General features: G+C 44.5%; 18 protein-coding genes and 1 riboswitch. Of the genes, 16 read left to right on the top strand and 2 right to left on the bottom strand.

The window, feature by feature from the left end; translation table 11 throughout:
* Positions 1-226 (bottom strand): HTH domain-containing protein (locus BLT91_RS13780; protein ID WP_368086800.1); only part of this gene is annotated, 226 nt, incomplete at its 3' end.
* Positions 227-356: 130 nt separating this feature from the next.
* Positions 357-566: a DUF378 domain-containing protein gene (locus BLT91_RS13775; protein ID WP_090821760.1), complete on the bottom strand. Its 210-nt coding sequence runs from the start codon at positions 564-566 to the stop codon at positions 357-359.
* A gap of 139 nt (positions 567-705) precedes the next feature.
* Here BLT91_RS13775 and BLT91_RS13770 point away from each other — a divergent pair, with 139 nt between their 5' ends.
* From BLT91_RS13770 to BLT91_RS13695, 16 genes are all read left to right on the top strand, one after another.
* Positions 706-1,371 (top strand): stage V sporulation protein AA, encoded by a 666-nt coding sequence (locus tag BLT91_RS13770; protein ID WP_254776929.1) that lies wholly within the window; start codon positions 706-708, stop codon positions 1,369-1,371.
* Positions 1,368-1,790, top strand: coding sequence for a stage V sporulation protein AB (locus BLT91_RS13765; protein ID WP_090821756.1), 423 nt, complete (start codon positions 1,368-1,370; stop codon positions 1,788-1,790). Before BLT91_RS13770 ends, BLT91_RS13765 begins: the two co-directional genes overlap by 4 nt.
* Positions 1,775-3,448, top strand: coding sequence for a spore germination protein (locus tag BLT91_RS13760; protein ID WP_090821754.1), 1,674 nt, complete (start codon positions 1,775-1,777; stop codon positions 3,446-3,448). Before BLT91_RS13765 ends, BLT91_RS13760 begins: the two co-directional genes overlap by 16 nt.
* Positions 3,449-3,608: 160 nt before the next feature.
* Positions 3,609-4,940, top strand: coding sequence for a diaminopimelate decarboxylase (lysA, locus tag BLT91_RS13755; RefSeq protein ID WP_090821752.1), 1,332 nt, complete (start codon positions 3,609-3,611; stop codon positions 4,938-4,940).
* Positions 4,941-5,127: 187 nt separating this feature from the next.
* Positions 5,128-5,559: a peptidylprolyl isomerase gene (locus BLT91_RS13750; protein ID WP_090821750.1), complete on the top strand. Its 432-nt coding sequence runs from the start codon at positions 5,128-5,130 to the stop codon at positions 5,557-5,559.
* A gap of 319 nt (positions 5,560-5,878) precedes the next feature.
* Positions 5,879-6,059: riboswitch (FMN riboswitch) on the top strand.
* A 229-nt stretch (positions 6,060-6,288) separates the two neighbouring features.
* Positions 6,289-7,398, top strand: a complete 1,110-nt coding sequence (gene ribD, locus BLT91_RS13745; RefSeq protein WP_254776934.1) for a bifunctional diaminohydroxyphosphoribosylaminopyrimidine deaminase/5-amino-6-(5-phosphoribosylamino)uracil reductase RibD — start codon at positions 6,289-6,291, stop codon at positions 7,396-7,398.
* Positions 7,399-7,414: 16 nt separating this feature from the next.
* The gene (ribE, locus tag BLT91_RS13740) at positions 7,415-8,086 is read left to right on the top strand and encodes a riboflavin synthase (protein WP_090821748.1); all 672 of its coding nucleotides are present in this window, start codon (positions 7,415-7,417) and stop codon (positions 8,084-8,086) included.
* 66 nt (positions 8,087-8,152) lie between these two features.
* A complete protein-coding gene (locus BLT91_RS13735) occupies positions 8,153-9,379 on the top strand; it encodes a bifunctional 3,4-dihydroxy-2-butanone-4-phosphate synthase/GTP cyclohydrolase II (RefSeq protein WP_090821746.1) in 1,227 nt (408 codons plus the stop codon).
* A 51-nt stretch (positions 9,380-9,430) separates the two neighbouring features.
* Complete coding sequence (gene ribE, locus BLT91_RS13730) at positions 9,431-9,901, top strand: 6,7-dimethyl-8-ribityllumazine synthase (RefSeq protein ID WP_090821744.1); 471 nt, start codon at positions 9,431-9,433, stop codon at positions 9,899-9,901.
* Positions 9,901-10,542, top strand: coding sequence for a site-2 protease family protein (locus tag BLT91_RS13725; protein WP_090821742.1), 642 nt, complete (start codon positions 9,901-9,903; stop codon positions 10,540-10,542). Before ribE (BLT91_RS13730) ends, BLT91_RS13725 begins: the two co-directional genes overlap by 1 nt.
* Positions 10,543-10,557: 15 nt before the next feature.
* Complete coding sequence (locus BLT91_RS13720; RefSeq protein WP_090821741.1) at positions 10,558-11,349, top strand: segregation and condensation protein A; 792 nt, start codon at positions 10,558-10,560, stop codon at positions 11,347-11,349.
* Positions 11,333-11,938: an SMC-Scp complex subunit ScpB gene (scpB, locus tag BLT91_RS13715; RefSeq protein ID WP_090821739.1), complete on the top strand. Its 606-nt coding sequence runs from the start codon at positions 11,333-11,335 to the stop codon at positions 11,936-11,938. The genes BLT91_RS13720 and scpB overlap by 17 nt, the downstream gene beginning before the upstream one ends.
* Positions 11,939-12,069: 131 nt before the next feature.
* A complete protein-coding gene (locus BLT91_RS13710; RefSeq protein ID WP_090821738.1) occupies positions 12,070-12,771 on the top strand; it encodes a DUF2953 domain-containing protein in 702 nt (233 codons plus the stop codon).
* A 117-nt stretch (positions 12,772-12,888) separates the two neighbouring features.
* Positions 12,889-13,389, top strand: coding sequence for a GerW family sporulation protein (ytfJ, locus tag BLT91_RS13705; RefSeq protein ID WP_090821736.1), 501 nt, complete (start codon positions 12,889-12,891; stop codon positions 13,387-13,389).
* Between the two features lie 165 nt (positions 13,390-13,554).
* A complete protein-coding gene (locus BLT91_RS13700) occupies positions 13,555-14,748 on the top strand; it encodes a D-alanyl-D-alanine carboxypeptidase family protein (protein ID WP_090821734.1) in 1,194 nt (397 codons plus the stop codon).
* A 139-nt stretch (positions 14,749-14,887) separates the two neighbouring features.
* Entirely contained in the window at positions 14,888-15,487 is a 600-nt protein-coding gene (locus BLT91_RS13695; RefSeq protein ID WP_090821798.1) for a nucleoside recognition domain-containing protein, read from the top strand.
* Positions 15,488-15,493: the final 6 nt, after the last annotated feature.

Raw genomic sequence — 15,493 nt, 5'->3', positions numbered from 1 at the left:
TCTTCCAACGCTTGGCGCATGCTTTTACACGTTGCTTTCCAATTATGTTTACATCAAAACCGTTTGATTCAAAGATTTCCCAAGGGGTTTTCCCCTCCATGTATTGATCGATGAACAACTGTTTAAATTCATCAGCATAGGTTATTGCTTTCTCACTTATCTTGACAACATATTTATTGGTTGATAATTTCATTCGGTCTTTTTCGTTAAAGATTTTTTTAGACATGATGTAATCCCCTCCGGTGCTTACTCTAGTATACAAAAAAAGGTACCCACAGTCTGAACACTTTTTCAAAGTGTCCAGACTATGGGTACCAGTGTATTCAGGGTATGGCGGCTTTTTTTTTCTAAAGCATCTATCGAACAGCATGCTTGTCATCGGAATAAAATCTTACGCAGTAAATCCCACATAAGCCGACTACTGTATAAATTATTCGACTTAGACCAGAAGATGCTCGATGAGAATCTCCACCCAGTAGAGCAGAAACTAAATCCCATTGGAAGAGCCCGATTAAGAGCCAATTCAGCGCACCAATTATCACTAGTGTTAACGCGAATTTTGCCATTTTATCACCTTCTTTATATGGAATAAGTTATCGTTATTCGATCTTACTATGCCAAATTGAGGGAACGCTTATACCTGGAGAATTTACCATCAAATCAGGTGTTTACGGGAAGGAAAGATTTTGCATACTATTCCTATACATGGATGATGTAAGCTCTGAAGGGAGTGAGGCCATGGTCCAGGCTGGAGCTTCGTGTTTGTATATCCGGCTTCGCCGTAAAGCCAGCGTTCGCAAAGGAAATGTTGTGCATTTGAGTGATATCGCGCAAATATTTGTGGAGCCTGAATATGAGAAAGAACTTAGTAAGCTGATTATTCACCAACCACAGCATGAGGATGGCAATCGTGTTCTGATTGACATGATGCTGATCGTTCGTAAAGTGAAAGAACTTTATCCATTGTTGCAAATTGAACATTTCGGAGAACCTCATGTGCTCCTCGAGATCTATACCGATTATAAGAAACCAAGTCCCGTTCTTATTGGTTTGGTATGGATGCTCTTGTTCATAGGTTCGGGTCTTGCGATTATGAATTTTCATGCGGATGTTTCGATGCTTCAGGTTCACCAACGAATTTATGAGCTAATGACGGGGAAAAAGGTCGAGCATCCGCTCATTCTGCAAATCCCTTATTCACTTGGGATCGGTGTTGGGATGGTCATTTTTTTCAACCATCTGTTCAAGAAGAAATTCAATGAAGAACCAAGTCCATTGGAAGTAGAAATGTTCATGTACCAGGAAAATATAAACCATTATGTGATAACCGAAGAATATATGAAAATTCATGAGGAAGGAGATACGAAGTGATTACCCTCCTTGGGGAAGCCCTCTTAACAGCTTTTATCGGGTTAGCTGGGGGAATTGCTGTTGGCAGTGGCGTGGTCGCGTTCCTTGTTGTGCTGGATATTATTCCAAGGCTGGCACAGATCACACGTTCGTTCTCGAAAATACACGCTTATGAATCGGCTGTTGTCATGGGTTCACTATTATTTACATGGGTTGATTTCAGCGATCTAAAGCTGCACTTCTTTCCTATGGGAACGGCTTTTGTAGGTTTATTTGCTGGATGTTTTGTTGGTATGCTAGCGGCTGCGCTGACTGAAATTATTAATGTGCTGCCAATCCTGGCCAAGCGTGTTGGAATGGGTTCTTATATGATTTTGCTGCTTATGGCGATGATTTTCGGTAAAGTCTTTGGATCCTTGTTTGAATGGTTGTTTTATTAATGTGTGTTGAAGGAGGCGCGCAAGTGAAATTTATTCTGAAAAAAGAAGACGCAAGCGAAAAGAATGAATCGAACGAATCGAACGAATCGAACGAATCACAGGATCAGGCTGAAAAACTGGCCGTAGATGAGGAAGGGAATTTATCCACTTACAATCCAATAACGGATATGACACCTGAAGAGAAGGCGCTAAAAATTCAAGAGGACATTCCCAGAAGCATCCGAGAAGTTCAAAGGGTGCTGGAAGAACGCGTTGGACTGAATCGAAGCTTTGATCTGAAACTCAGAGAAATGGTCTTCGGATCCAAACGAGTAGGCATCTTCTATTGCAATGGATTTGCCAAGGATACCGTGTTAACCGATATTATTACACGGCTAACATACGCGGACGAAGAAGTAATCTCACATCATACCTTGCAAGTATTCATTGACAAGCTGATTCCACATATTCAAGTAAAGTCCTACAATAAAATGTCTGAAGTCGTAGGACAAGTATTGATGGGGGGAACAGCGTTTTTCATTGAAGGTGAGACGGCTGCGATAGCCATAGATGCTAAGAATTACCCCGTACGCTCGATCGCTGAGCCGGACTTAGAGCGGGTTGTCCGCGGTTCACGAGACGGCTTCGTAGAAACCCTGTTAATGAACGTTACCCTCGTTAGACGAAGAATACGTGATGAGAGATTTAAGCTTGAAATAATGCAAATCGGTAAACGGACGAAGACGGATGTGTGTATAGGTTATATCAATGACATCGCTGACGCTGATTTAGTTCAAGCGGTGAAAGATAAAATAAAAAAAGTGGAAATTGACGGTCTTCCTCTTGGCGAAAAGCAGCTGGAGGAAGCGATTGTGAATAAGGGATGGAACCCTTATCCGATGGTTCGTTATTCGGAAAGGCCTGACGTTGTATCCGCTCATCTGCTCGAAGGTCATGTGTGTATTTTCGTAGATACGTCACCGAGTGTAATGATTCTGCCGACAACGTTTTTCCATCATGTGCAGCATGCAGAGGAATATAGACAAACACCTTTCATGGGAACTTATTTAAGATGGGTGCGATTTGTTGGAATTATAGCTTCGATTTTCTTGCTCCCGCTATGGTTTCTGATGGTGCAGGATCCTTCCTTAAAGCCACCAGGCTTAGAATTCCTCGGTCCACAGAAGGAAGGAACCCTTCCCTTACTGGTACAGTTCTTGCTTGCGGATATTGGGATCGATCTCATGCGTATGGCGGCTGTACATACACCAACACCACTCGCGACAGCAATGGGTTTGGTTGCAGCTATTCTAGTTGGAGATATCGCGGTAAAAACGGGCTTATTTATCAATGAGGTTATCCTGTATTTGGCTCTCGCTTCTATTGGGATGTTCGCCACACCAAGCTATGAATTGGGGCTAGCTAATCGAATAATAAGGCTTGCTCTCTTAATTACGGTGGCGATCTTCCAAGTGCCCGGTTTTGTAATAGGATCAACGTTATGGGTGATTCTGCTGGCCACAAGGAAATCATTCCATGCACCCTATATGTGGCCGTTTATTCCTTTTAATGCCAAAAGTTTCTTTGCAATCCTAGTTCGTCGTCCAGTGCTAGCTGGCAAAACGCGGTTAAGCATTACAAAGCCAATCGATGGCACTCGTCAACCAAAACCTGAATAAAAGAAAAAAGGGCAAGGATTCCTCCTGTCCTTTTTTGTTTTTATGTCGAAAAGTGTATTGTCAAAAGCGCTTTTCCTATGGTACTTTAAATAGTAATGCACATTAATTGCAATCGCGGAAAACGGCAAGAAGAAGGTTCAGGAAGAAGGGAAAATAAGCTATGTATTTACACGGTACAAGTAAAATAAATGATCAAGGCCACCTCGAAATCGGTGGTGTCGACGCAACGAAGTTAGTTGCTGAGTACGGCACTCCTTTATATGTATTTGACGAAGCTCTAGTACGCCAGCGCTGCCGTGAATTCGTAGAAGCTTTCAAAGCATCCGGTTTAAAATTCCAAGTAGCTTATGCCAGCAAAGCATTCTGCGTTATGGCTATGTGCCGCATAGTAGAAGAAGAGGGTATGTCCCTTGATGTTGTTTCCGATGGCGAGCTTTATACGGCTCTTCAAGCGGGCTTCCCAGCTGACCGTATTCATTTCCACGGCAATAACAAAACAATGGATGAAATTGAAATGGCGATAGATGCAAAAATCGGTTGTTTCGTTGTTGATAACTTTATCGAGCTGCAAATGTTGAATGCAATTGCAGGTGAGAAACGCCAAAAGGTTAACATTTTACTTCGTATTACGCCGGGCGTTGAGGCGCATACGCATGAATATATTTCTACAGGCCAAACAGATTCCAAATTCGGCTTCGATTTGGGCAATGGTTCGGCATTCCGCGCGATTCAAGAAGCTTCAGGGTTGAACAACTTGGAACTATTGGGGGTACATTCCCATATCGGTTCCCAAATATTTGAAGTCGAAGGCTTCCGCATTGCTGCCGAGAAAGTGGCTGGCTTTGCGGTTCAAGTTCGAAAAGAAACAGGCGTAACGTTCAAGGTCATTAACCTTGGCGGCGGTTTCGGAATTCGCTATGTTGATAAAGATACACCACTTCCGGTTGCTGTTTATGTTAAAGCGATCACAGATGCGGTTAAAGAAAACTTCGGCAGCAACGATTATCCGATGCCTGAAATTTGGGTTGAACCGGGTCGCAGCATCGTTGGTGACGCGGGTACTACCCTGTACACTGTAGGTACAACAAAGGATATTCCAGGCGTACGTAAATACGTATCCGTAGATGGCGGTATGACTGACAACCCGCGACCTGCTTTGTACGAGGCTGTTTATGAGGCGATGCTCGCAAACCGTGCAACAGAGCAAGTGGAAGAGGTAGTATCAATTGCTGGCAAATGCTGTGAGAGCGGAGATATGCTGATCTGGGACCTGAACCTGCCGAAAGTGAGATCAGGTGACGTTCTGGCTGTGTCTTGTACAGGGGCATATAACTATGCTATGGCCAGCAATTACAACCGTATTCGTCGTCCAGGCGTTGTCTTCGTGAATGATGGTCAAATTGATCTTGTCGTGAAACGTGAATCTTTCGATAACATCGTAGGTAACGACATTATGCCTGCAAGAATGAAACAAGTGAGCAAAACCATTTAATTGGATCAAATAAAAGAAGGAAACCTTCAGATTTTCGCGGGGTTTCCTTTCTTTGCCTTGTTATACCTTCAAACCAACCTGTAATGCCGATTTTAAGGAACAATTGAGTTGGATATTTAGCATTGTTTGTGAAATGGAAGTTTTCATAGTAAAATAAGATCATATTGTCTAAAGGAGTGGACCACACATGGCCAAACAAGCAAACATTAAACTCGCTGGCGGCGGCGAAGTCGTTATCGATCTTTTCGAAAAAGACGCGCCAAACACAGTTGCCAACTTTGAAAAATTAGCAAACTCCGGTTTCTACAACGGACTTAATTTTCATCGTGTAATTCCAGGATTCGTAGCACAAGGTGGTTGTCCAACTGGTACAGGAACTGGTGGTCCAGGGTACCAAATTAACTGTGAAATCAACCCAAACAAACATGAGCGCGGCTCTCTGGCTATGGCTCATGCAGGCAGAAATACAGGTGGAAGCCAGTTCTACATCGCTTACCAACCGCAACCTCACCTTGATGGACAACATACTGTTTTCGGTAAAGTAACCAAAGGTATGGAGTTAGTCGATGCTTTCAAAGGCAAAGATGTAATGGAGAAAGTTGAAGTTGTTGAAGTTTAATTGGTGAATGAAGGAAAGAATCGGTTGATTTCTAATCAACGGATTCTTTTTTTTGTGATAGGCATATACAAAGCAATTGTTTTGGCCATATAACATTTACATTCTAAATTTGACGAGTTAACACTTGTTGCGCAAACAGATTAGCGACTATATTGCGCGAAAAGTCTGGGTCGGAAACGCGTTGAGTCTGCTTAGGCCAAGTCAATGTTAAATCTTAAGCTAAAAAAGCCCTTGCTTTTTCGATGTGTGAGTGATAAATTTTTCATTATCAAAGTAATTATTAGCTAGTTCTTAGTTGTTAGTTACTTTCATATGTATGCAAAACCTTCGGGGCGTGGTGAAATTCCACACCGGCGGTGATTCGACGGCATGTTCTTTATACATGTTTTCGATAAGTCCGTGACCCGTTTTGAAGCTAGCGGTACTTGACGCAGCTTCGCTACGGCTGATCCGGTGTAATTCCGGGACCGACAGTATAGTCTGGATGGGAGAAGGAAAACGCGAACCTTGATATTCGCTATGCATGCTTGTTCATTTTTTCACGTAAACAAAAATTCGGCAGGTCTGTTTTTCGAAGCAGATACGTCGTTGTTGTTTGATTTGATCAAAAATGTGGCAAGTAGGTATGGATGAAGCTTCTTCGTGTTATCTAAACAATCTCTGGCCCCTATCCGATACACGGAGGGGCCTTTTTGCATTCGAATTTCGAGTGGAAGGGCGGTGAACATTGTGCATGTATTGAATGACGAAGCTTACATGAGGCTCGCTCTGCAAATGGCTGAAAGTGCTCTTGGCCAGACAGGGATTAATCCTGTTGTAGGGTGTGTCCTCGTGAAGGATGGACGCATCGTAGGGATGGGGGCGCACTTGAAGCGCGGACATGGGCATGCCGAAGTTCTCGCCTTGCAAATGGCAGGCGAGGAAGCTAAAGGAAGTACGGCATATGTGACGCTTGAGCCGTGCAGTCACTTCGGCAAGACCCCGCCTTGCAGCGACCGTCTCATTGAAGCCGGGGTGACACGTGTTGTCATTGCCGGAACCGACCCCAACCCGCAGGTTGCGGGTACAGGCATCGTCAAGCTGCGTGCTCAAGGGATCAAGGTTAGCGTCGGGCTGCTCGGGGAGGAGGCCTCTGCTATGAACGAGGCGTTCAACAAATACATCGTCACGCGCATGCCATTCGTGACGATGAAGACCGCGAGTACGCTGGACGGCCGCATCGCCTCGAAAACCGGCGACAGCAAATGGATCACATCGCCTGCGTCGCGCGACTTTGTCCATACCCTGCGCCATCGGCACCAGGGTATCATGGTCGGCGTTGACACGGTCATCGCCGACGACCCGCTGCTGAGCGCGCGAGGTGACGTACCGGCTGTGCAGCCGGTGCGGATCGTCGCGGACTCGCAGCTGCGAATCCCGCTGAGCGCCCGGGTGTTCACGGAGCAGGATCGTCAACCGACGATCCTGCTCGCGAGCGGACAGGCGCCGACAGAGCGGCGTGCCGCGCTGGAAGCACGCGGCATCACAGTCCTCACCTGCGGGGACGGCCCGCAGGTGGACCTGACGCTCGCCATGCGGCAGCTCGGCGAGCGCGAAATCGGCTCCATCCTCCTGGAGGGTGGAGGCAAGCTAAGCGGCGCCATGCTGGAGCGGCGCCTGTTAGACAAGCTGGTGCTGATGTTTGCGCCGAAAATTATCGGCGGCGGCAGTGCAGCACCTGTGAACATCAGCTTCGAGGGCTTCGCGAAGATGGATGATGCAATTACGCTCGACCGGGTGAAGGTCGAGCAGTTCGGACCGGATATTTGCCTAACCGGCTATCCGATCTATAAGAGCTAACGAATGGAGGGCCGCCATGTTTACCGGCATTATTGAAGAAATCGGCCACATGCGCCGCATTCATAGTCAAGGGCAAGCCATGGTGTTAACGATTGGCGCTAAGAAAATTCTCGAAGATGTCCATCTCGGTGATAGCATTGCTGTGAATGGTGTTTGCTTGACTGTCATTGCCTTTGATAGTGATTCATTCTCCGTAGATGTTATGCCAGAAACGTACCGCAAGACGAATCTTCGCAAGCTGCAAGCCGGTGCACGTGTGAATTTGGAGCGGGCGATGTCGGCGAATGGTCGGTTCGGCGGGCATATTGTTCAAGGACATGTGGATGCAACGGCAACGATACTTTCCCGCATACCCGAAGAAAATGCGGTCGTTTACCGGTTCGAACCGGAGAATAAGCATATTTTCAGATATATCATTTCAGGCGGTTCTATCACAATTGATGGCATAAGCCTTACCGTTGTTGATGTCAATGAGCGTGAAGTGGCGGTTTCCATTATCCCGCATACACTTGCCCAAACGGTCTTGCATGATAAAAAACCCGGGGATACGATCAACATGGAATGTGACGTACTAGGGAAATATATGGAGCGGTTACTAAATTTCGGTCCTTCCGAATCTTCGAATGGTAACGGGAAAAAGCAAAGTACGCTAACCGCAAGCTTTCTAGCCGATAATGGCTTTATGTAAACATCACGAAGTCAGTTTTGCTTATGCAAACTCAAAGCTTAAGCAAAACTCTTAGGAGAGGTGAATATGACACAAATAAACTTCAACAAAATTGAAGAAGCACTTCAGGATCTTATGTTAGGTAAAGTTATTATTGTTGTGGATGATGAAGATCGTGAGAACGAAGGGGATTTTATCGCACTTGCCGATAAAACAACGCCGGAAGTCATTAATTTCATGATCAAGGAAGGACGCGGACTCGTATGTGCGCCGATTACGGAAGAACGTGCACAAGAACTTGAGCTCCCTCCCATGGTTGCCCGGAATACGGATTATCACGGAACAGCGTTTACAGTTTCTGTTGACCATGCAGATACAAGTACGGGAATATCTGCGCATGAGCGTTCAAGAACGATTATGGGTTTGATTGATCCGACAGCTAGACCGCAGGATTTACGTAGACCGGGTCATATTTTCCCTTTAATTGCAAAAAAGGGCGGCGTACTCCGCAGAGCTGGTCATACAGAAGCTGCAGTTGATTTGGCTATCCTGTGCGGATCTTATCCAGCAGCGGTCATTTGCGAAGTCATTAAGGAAGACGGGACGATGGCGCGTGTACCTGACTTGATGGAGATTGCATCGAAACATGATCTGCGTATTATCACGATACAGGACTTAATCCAATTCCGGAATCAACGGGAAAAATTAGTTGAACGTGAGGTTGAAATTAAGCTTCCAACTGATTTTGGTATCTTCAAAGCCATTGCTTACACGAACCAAATTGATAACAAAGAACACGTTGCTCTTATAAAAGGTTCTATAGACCCTTCTAAGCCAACGTTGGTACGCGTGCATTCCGAGTGCTTGACAGGGGATGTCTTCCATTCCCATCGTTGCGATTGCGGTCCACAACTGGACGCGGCATTAAAACAGATTGATGAAGAGGGCAATGGTGTATTATTATATATGCGACAGGAAGGTCGCGGAATCGGTTTAATCAATAAATTGAAGGCCTACGCCTTACAAGAGCAGGGATTAGACACGGTAGAAGCGAATATTAAGCTTGGATTTGCTCCAGATCTTCGGGATTACGGGATTGGCGCGCAAATACTGAAAGATCTTGGCATCACACAGCTTCGTCTTTTAACGAATAACCCACGCAAAATAAGAGGTCTAGAAGGTTATGGTCTTGAGGTCGTTGAGCGAGTTCCGATTCAAATGGAGAGTAAGATAGATAACCTCAGTTATTTACAAACGAAACAGTCAAAGCTTGGGCATATGCTAAGATTCCATGACTCCGGCAGCGGCATTTAATTTAATCATTCCAAAAAAAACGTGTTCAATAGAGAAAGGGAGAAACTTATCATGGCAAACATTTTTGAAGGACATTTAATCTCGCAAAGCTTGAAATATGGTATCGTTGTAGGTCGATTCAATGAATTTATTACATCAAAACTATTGGGCGGAGCACAGGACGCTTTGAAACGTCACGGCGTTCAAGAAAATGAAATTGATATTGCATGGGTGCCTGGCGCATTTGAACTTCCACTTATTGCTCAAAAAATGGCTGAAAGCGGGAAATACGATGCTGTCATAACACTTGGTGCTGTTATTCGAGGATCAACTCCTCACTTTGATTATGTGTGCAGTGAAGTTGCCAAAGGTGTATCTGCCATTAACTTGAAAACGGGCATACCTACAATCTTCGGTGTTCTGACAACAGATTCTATCGAGCAAGCTGTAGAACGTGCGGGTACGAAAGCTGGAAATAAAGGCTGGGAAGCTGCCGTAACGGCAATTGAAATGGCTAATTTGACGAAGCAATTCACTTCCTAATGCTTTCTTATTATCATCTGGAAACATTGCTGCCCAGGTTGTTCGCTTTTCTGATCGCAATGACGCTGCACGACGCGGCGCATGCGGGTGTCGCTTGGCTACTCGGAGATCGAACAGCTCAGGAAAGCAAACGGTTATCGCTAAACCCCTTGGCACATTTAGATGCCTTGGGGTTGGCTATGATCATTTTTGGGCCTTATGGCTGGTCGAAGAAAATGCCGATAGAGGCTTTTCACTTTAAAAAAAGGCCTAGGCTATCAAATACACTAGTATATTTAGCGGGTCCTTTTACAAATATGCTGCTCGCTTTATTCTTCTGGTGGCTCTATTTCTTTCTTCCGGCTTTGGTTGGAGAAACAGCGGAGTCGATGACCGTGGAACAATGGCGAGTCTATTTGCAGTACTGCGTCATTGTCAACTTAATGATTTTTATCATACATATGTTACCCCTTTACCCGCTGGACGGTTGGTATATTCTAAAAGGGCTTGTTCCCGCAAGAAAGCAAGGATGGTTTGGACGCAATCAACTCTATGCACTTATTCTAGTTATTGTTCTAATGATTACACCAACTGGTCAATGGGCGCTCGAACATATATATCCGCTTGCCGCGCAGTTTGTTATGAATATATTTTCACTATGACAAGGGGGAAAATGAATGAAAGTAACATATAAGTTAGAAGCTTTTGAAGGCCCCCTTGATCTATTGCTTCATCTTATCGATAAAAATGAACTCGACATTTATAATATTCCAATCAAAGAAATTACAGATCAATACTTAGGTTATGTACAAGCTATGCATGAGTTGGAGCTGGATATCACGAGTGAATTTCTTGTGATGGCAGCAACGCTTCTCTCTATTAAGAGCAAGATGTTATTGCCTAAGCCTCCTGTTATTGAATTTGATGAATATTTTGACGATATGGACGACGAGCTTGATCCTCGTGCAGAACTTGTTGCAAAACTGATTGAATACCGGAAGTATAAGTCAATTGCCGACATGCTAAGGGATAAAGAGGTAGAGCGCAGTTTGGTCTATACGCGCGAACCGGAGGATTTGACTTCATTCCTTCCTCACATCCAAGAGAACCCTGTTGAAGGACTTGACGTTGCCGATCTGCTTTTTGCCTTTCAACGAACACTACGTAAGCTGGCTAATCGGAATGTGATTACGAGAATTCGCAGAGATGAAATTTCCGTTAAAGACCGCATTAGAGAGGTCATCGATTTACTTAAAGTTAAAGGCGGTAAGCTGCTTTTCTCAAAACTATTTGATTACGAAATGACACGGGAAGAAATTGTTGTCACTTTCTTAGCAATTCTCGAATTAATGAAAATGAAAAAAGTCGTCTGTTATCAATACCAACTATTTGAAGACATCGTCATCCAAGCTAAAGAGGAGGTTTCTAACATTGACACTCAATTTCCCACAGATGAAATCAATTATTGAAGGACTGCTCTTTGCCTCCGGTGACGAAGGTTTGGATGCCAAACAGTTAGCTGAGGTTATGGAGCTTGATCTGTATTTGGTTCGTGATCTCCTTAAAGATATGAGGACCGAATTCAAACGGAAGGGGCGAGGAGTTCAGATTGTCGAAGTGGCAGGAGCTTATCAGTTAACGACCTTGGCTGAGCATGCACCCTACTTTGAACGGCTCGCTTATACCCCTTCGCGTTCATCACTATCGCAAGCTGCGTTAGAAACGTTATCCATCGTTGCTTATAAACAGCCAATTACAAGAGTAGAAATTGAAGAAATCCGCGGCGTGAAATGCGATAGGGCCCTTGCTACCTTAACAGGTAAAGACTTGATTACGGAGGTCGGACGCGCCGAAGCGGTTGGAAGACCTATATTGTACGGAACCTCCAAACAATTTCTTGAATATTTTGGGCTAAGTTCGATTCAAGAGCTGCCGGATTCTGCGAGTTTCCAAGGGAATTTCGATCTTGAAGAAGAGACACGTTTATTATTTGACCGATTAGGCGGGGATCAGAAACAGATTACCCTTGAAGATGTTAGTGATGGATCTAAAGAATGACCCTTGTTTGAGTTCATATACGTGCTAGTTGACCTACATGCATTTCATTTCCTTTTTAAGATCATACTAACTCCATTGGCGAGAAGACTTTTTCTTGCATTGGAGTTTTTTTGCTAAGGGGGGAATTTAAGTTGTTGTGGGTAGGGATTGTGGTTCTTTTTGTCATCATTGCGATCATTGTTGTCCTATTCAGCTTTATTCGGGGGGAGTTTTATTTCTCAAGAGTGAAAGATAACGACACGCTTTCTATGGAAATGCGGGCGTTGTTCGGGCTTATACGCTATCGTTTTGTCATACCCATTATTCAATTCAAAGGCTTTACGAAGGGGATTATGATTAAATCGGAAAAGGTGGGCAAAACAAGCTCCAAACTCAAAGATGAAACCAAAGATCATATCACGAAAGACAAAGTTCTTTCCTTTTACAAAACAGCCCAGGAAGCACTTGTACATACATTGAATCTATATGATTGGATGAAGCAGACATTAGCAAAAGTAGAGTGTACAGAGTTGAGGTGGATTACTCGCGTTGGTGTCGGTGATGCTCCTGAAACAGCGATTACCACTGGGGCTATTTGGGGAATCAAATCTTCGCTGCTTGGCTTTTCCATTCGTTATGTGAATCTAATAGCTAAGCCGCGAATCGATGTCATCCCGCAGTATAATGAAAAGCAATTTTCAACAGAGTTCCGTTTTGCAGGACGTATTCGCATGTGGTTTGCTGTATTTGCTGCTGTACGGTTGCTGGCTAGGGCAGCCAAAGTCAAAGGCGGTATCCGCACATGGATTCAAATTGCCCTAAAAGCAAGGTCTAGATTTAAAACGGCTTCTTGATGTGTACATAAGGATATTCTACTAAGGGCATTCTACAAAAGAACCAATACTGGACTTTGACGCTTGTGCTTCCGATGCCAGTTTTTCTGGCGAAAAACGCTAAGGAGGAATTCTAACATGTCAGAACACCCGATTCAAGGCCTCATGAAAGTCGCCATGGAAAATATCAAAGAGATGGTCGACGTCAATACGATTGTCGGTGACCCGGTTGAAACACCGGATGGTAGTGTCATTATGCCGATTTCAAAAGTAGGTTTCGGATTTGCCGCAGGCGGCAGCGAATTCGTGACAGATTCCGAAATTGAAATCGAAGGCGGCTCTATGAATAAGAGCGATGCGATTAATGCCAAGGTTGCTCTTCCATTCGGTGGCGGTAGCGGCGGCGGGGTGTCCATTACACCAATTGCCTTCCTCGTTGTAGGCAAGAATGGAGTAAAGGTAGTTCCACTCGACAACCAAACGCATATCCTAGAACGTCTGATTGATTCGGCCCCGCAAGTCGTGGACAGAATTCAGAGCATGATCAAAGGCTTTAATTCAAAGACACCGGCGAGTACGCTTGGAACAACCGGAACAGGCAATGTAACCAATATCGAGAATCAAAATTTTATCGTGTAGCTGATCGGCCTTCGTTTGAGCTGTCCTTTGTGGACAGCTTTTTCTTTTTGCCCAGACGATGTCTAATAACAAGACTTGGACATATCCCCATTCCATAAGCATATACTTGTACAAAGTTTTGTCTTGGCTATTTAGGTACAAGTTCTTTTGTGTAGGGGGATAACGATGAAAAAAAGAGTCAGGTTCATCTTATGTTGCAGCACACTTATTAGTTTACTAGTTGCACCTTGGTCGCAAGTGGAAGCAGCACCGCCTGGCATCCATACGAATGCTGTAGGCGCCTCGCTCATTGATGTGGAGTCAGGCCGTATCCTCTATAGTGAAAAAGGGGACACGCCTATGCGAATAGCCAGTTTGACTAAAATTATGACTGCTATTGTTGCAATCGAACAAGGTAATTTGAACGATAAAGTGAAGGTAAGTAAAAATGCCTTCGGCAAAGAAGGCTCTTCGATTTACTTAAAGCTTGGCGAAGAGATGCGGCTGCATGACATGCTCTACGGTTTGATGATGCGTTCTGGAAATGATGCAGCGACAGCTATTGCTGAGCATATCGGTGGGAGTGTGGAAGGCTTCGTCTATTTGATGAATGAGAAGGCGAGGATGCTCGGTATGGACCATTCTCATTTCACGAATCCCTCTGGCCTCGATGAAGGAGAAGGTCACCGTTCCAGTCCAAACGATATGGCCAAGCTTACGGCTTATGCGCTAAAAAATACCATATTTCAAGAAATTGTTTCTACGAAGATTAAGAAAGTGCCGAACCCGAATGAAGCTTGGGATTACTCGTGGCTTAATAAAAACAAGATGCTTTCTCTCTTTGAAGGTGCTGACGGTGTAAAAACAGGTTATACGAAGCTCGCCAAACGATGTCTAATTTCATCGGCTACCAGAGATGGCCAACAGCTCGCCGTTGTTACTCTCAATGATTCTGATGATTGGAGCGATCATGCTCGTTTACTTCAATACGGCTTTAAGTACTTTCCGCTACACACCATTGTAAAGAAAGGCGATGCTGTGGAGAGTACTCCGTGGGTCGTGGGAAGAACGTTTTCCTATCCATTAGCTCAAGGAGAAGCTGAGCAGCTTTCTAAGAAAGTGATTTTAGTTGATCCTGCTTCTACGGCATACCGGTTAGCAGAGCGAGGGACTCTGCAATTTTCACTACAACAGAAGTCGATTCAATCGGTACCTATCTATGACAAGACTAGTCCGTTACTGCAAACCTCCAGTCAGTCAACTTTCTCCTTTAAAGAAAGTAAAGCATATCAAGAAACCTTGCTTTCAAACTATGGATACATCTGTAGAATGTTAGTCCAGCAGCTGTTTACTGTCTCTAGATCCGAGTGGGCAGATTAGACTTATGCTTACGATGCCAGTTTTGCTAAAGCAAAACTCTAAGATTATGCTTACGATGCCAGTTTTGCTAAAGCAAAACTCTAAGATTATGCTTGCGATGCCAGTTTTGCTAAAGCAAAACTCTAAGGAGGCCAACGAAATGGTGAATTGGATTTGGCTGTTTTTTATAGTTGTTGGGTTCGTCGTCGCTGCTCTAAATGGGAATGTGGAAGCTGTCACACAAGCCGCTTTCGATGGCGCCAAGAGCGGAGTGACGGTCTGCTTTGGCTTAATTAGTGTGCTGGTCTTTTGGATGGGCATGATGAGGATTGCCGAAGATGCAGGCATTCTGAGCAAGCTAGCCAGGCTGCTGCAGCCTGCGGTTCGATTTTTATTCCCAAGTGTTCCAAAGAATCATCCAGCCATTGGCTACATTATGTCCAATATGAGTGCTAACATCCTCGGTCTTGGTAATGCGGCTACACCCATGGGAATTAAGGCGATGCAGGAGCTGCAAAAGTTGAATCCGGATAAAGACACCGCTAGTACTGCTATGTGCACCTTATTGGCACTTAATACGTCAAGCATTACACTAATACCGACAACGTTAATTGCGATTCGTATGAATTACAATTCCATGAATCCTGCAGAAATCGTAGGAACTACTCTAATTGCAACTGTTATCTCGACGGCTGTGGCTATTTTTGTAGATCGATGGTATCGAAGGTCTCGCTCACCCATCCCTCCGTTGAAAGGATGATTACGA

Origin of the sequence: Paenibacillus sp. yr247, from assembly GCF_900103825.1 — a bacterium.
Taxonomy (GTDB): domain Bacteria; phylum Bacillota; class Bacilli; order Paenibacillales; family NBRC-103111; genus Paenibacillus_E.
Note: the sequence above shows the minus strand (reverse complement) of the source record. Positions and strands in the feature narration are given on the sequence as shown.

Bases quoted from the DNA above. Each gene is read 5' to 3' on its own strand.
- BLT91_RS13775 (WP_090821760.1), bottom strand. From the start codon at position 566: ATGGCAAAATTCGCGTTAACACTAGTGATAATTGGTGCGCTGAATTGG.
- BLT91_RS13770 (WP_254776929.1), top strand. From the start codon at position 706: ATGGATGATGTAAGCTCTGAAGGGAGTGAGGCCATGGTCCAGGCTGGA.
- BLT91_RS13760 (WP_090821754.1), top strand. From the start codon at position 1,775: ATGGTTGTTTTATTAATGTGTGTTGAAGGAGGCGCGCAAGTGAAATTT.
- lysA (WP_090821752.1), top strand. From the start codon at position 3,609: ATGTATTTACACGGTACAAGTAAAATAAATGATCAAGGCCACCTCGAA.
- BLT91_RS13750 (WP_090821750.1), top strand. From the start codon at position 5,128: ATGGCCAAACAAGCAAACATTAAACTCGCTGGCGGCGGCGAAGTCGTT.
- ribE (WP_090821748.1), top strand. From the start codon at position 7,415: ATGTTTACCGGCATTATTGAAGAAATCGGCCACATGCGCCGCATTCAT.
- BLT91_RS13735 (WP_090821746.1), top strand. From the start codon at position 8,153: ATGACACAAATAAACTTCAACAAAATTGAAGAAGCACTTCAGGATCTT.
- ribE (WP_090821744.1), top strand. From the start codon at position 9,431: ATGGCAAACATTTTTGAAGGACATTTAATCTCGCAAAGCTTGAAATAT.
- BLT91_RS13725 (WP_090821742.1), top strand. From the start codon at position 9,901: ATGCTTTCTTATTATCATCTGGAAACATTGCTGCCCAGGTTGTTCGCT.
- BLT91_RS13720 (WP_090821741.1), top strand. From the start codon at position 10,558: ATGAAAGTAACATATAAGTTAGAAGCTTTTGAAGGCCCCCTTGATCTA.
- scpB (WP_090821739.1), top strand. From the start codon at position 11,333: ATGAAATCAATTATTGAAGGACTGCTCTTTGCCTCCGGTGACGAAGGT.
- ytfJ (WP_090821736.1), top strand. From the start codon at position 12,889: ATGTCAGAACACCCGATTCAAGGCCTCATGAAAGTCGCCATGGAAAAT.
- BLT91_RS13700 (WP_090821734.1), top strand. From the start codon at position 13,555: ATGAAAAAAAGAGTCAGGTTCATCTTATGTTGCAGCACACTTATTAGT.
- BLT91_RS13695 (WP_090821798.1), top strand. From the start codon at position 14,888: ATGGTGAATTGGATTTGGCTGTTTTTTATAGTTGTTGGGTTCGTCGTC.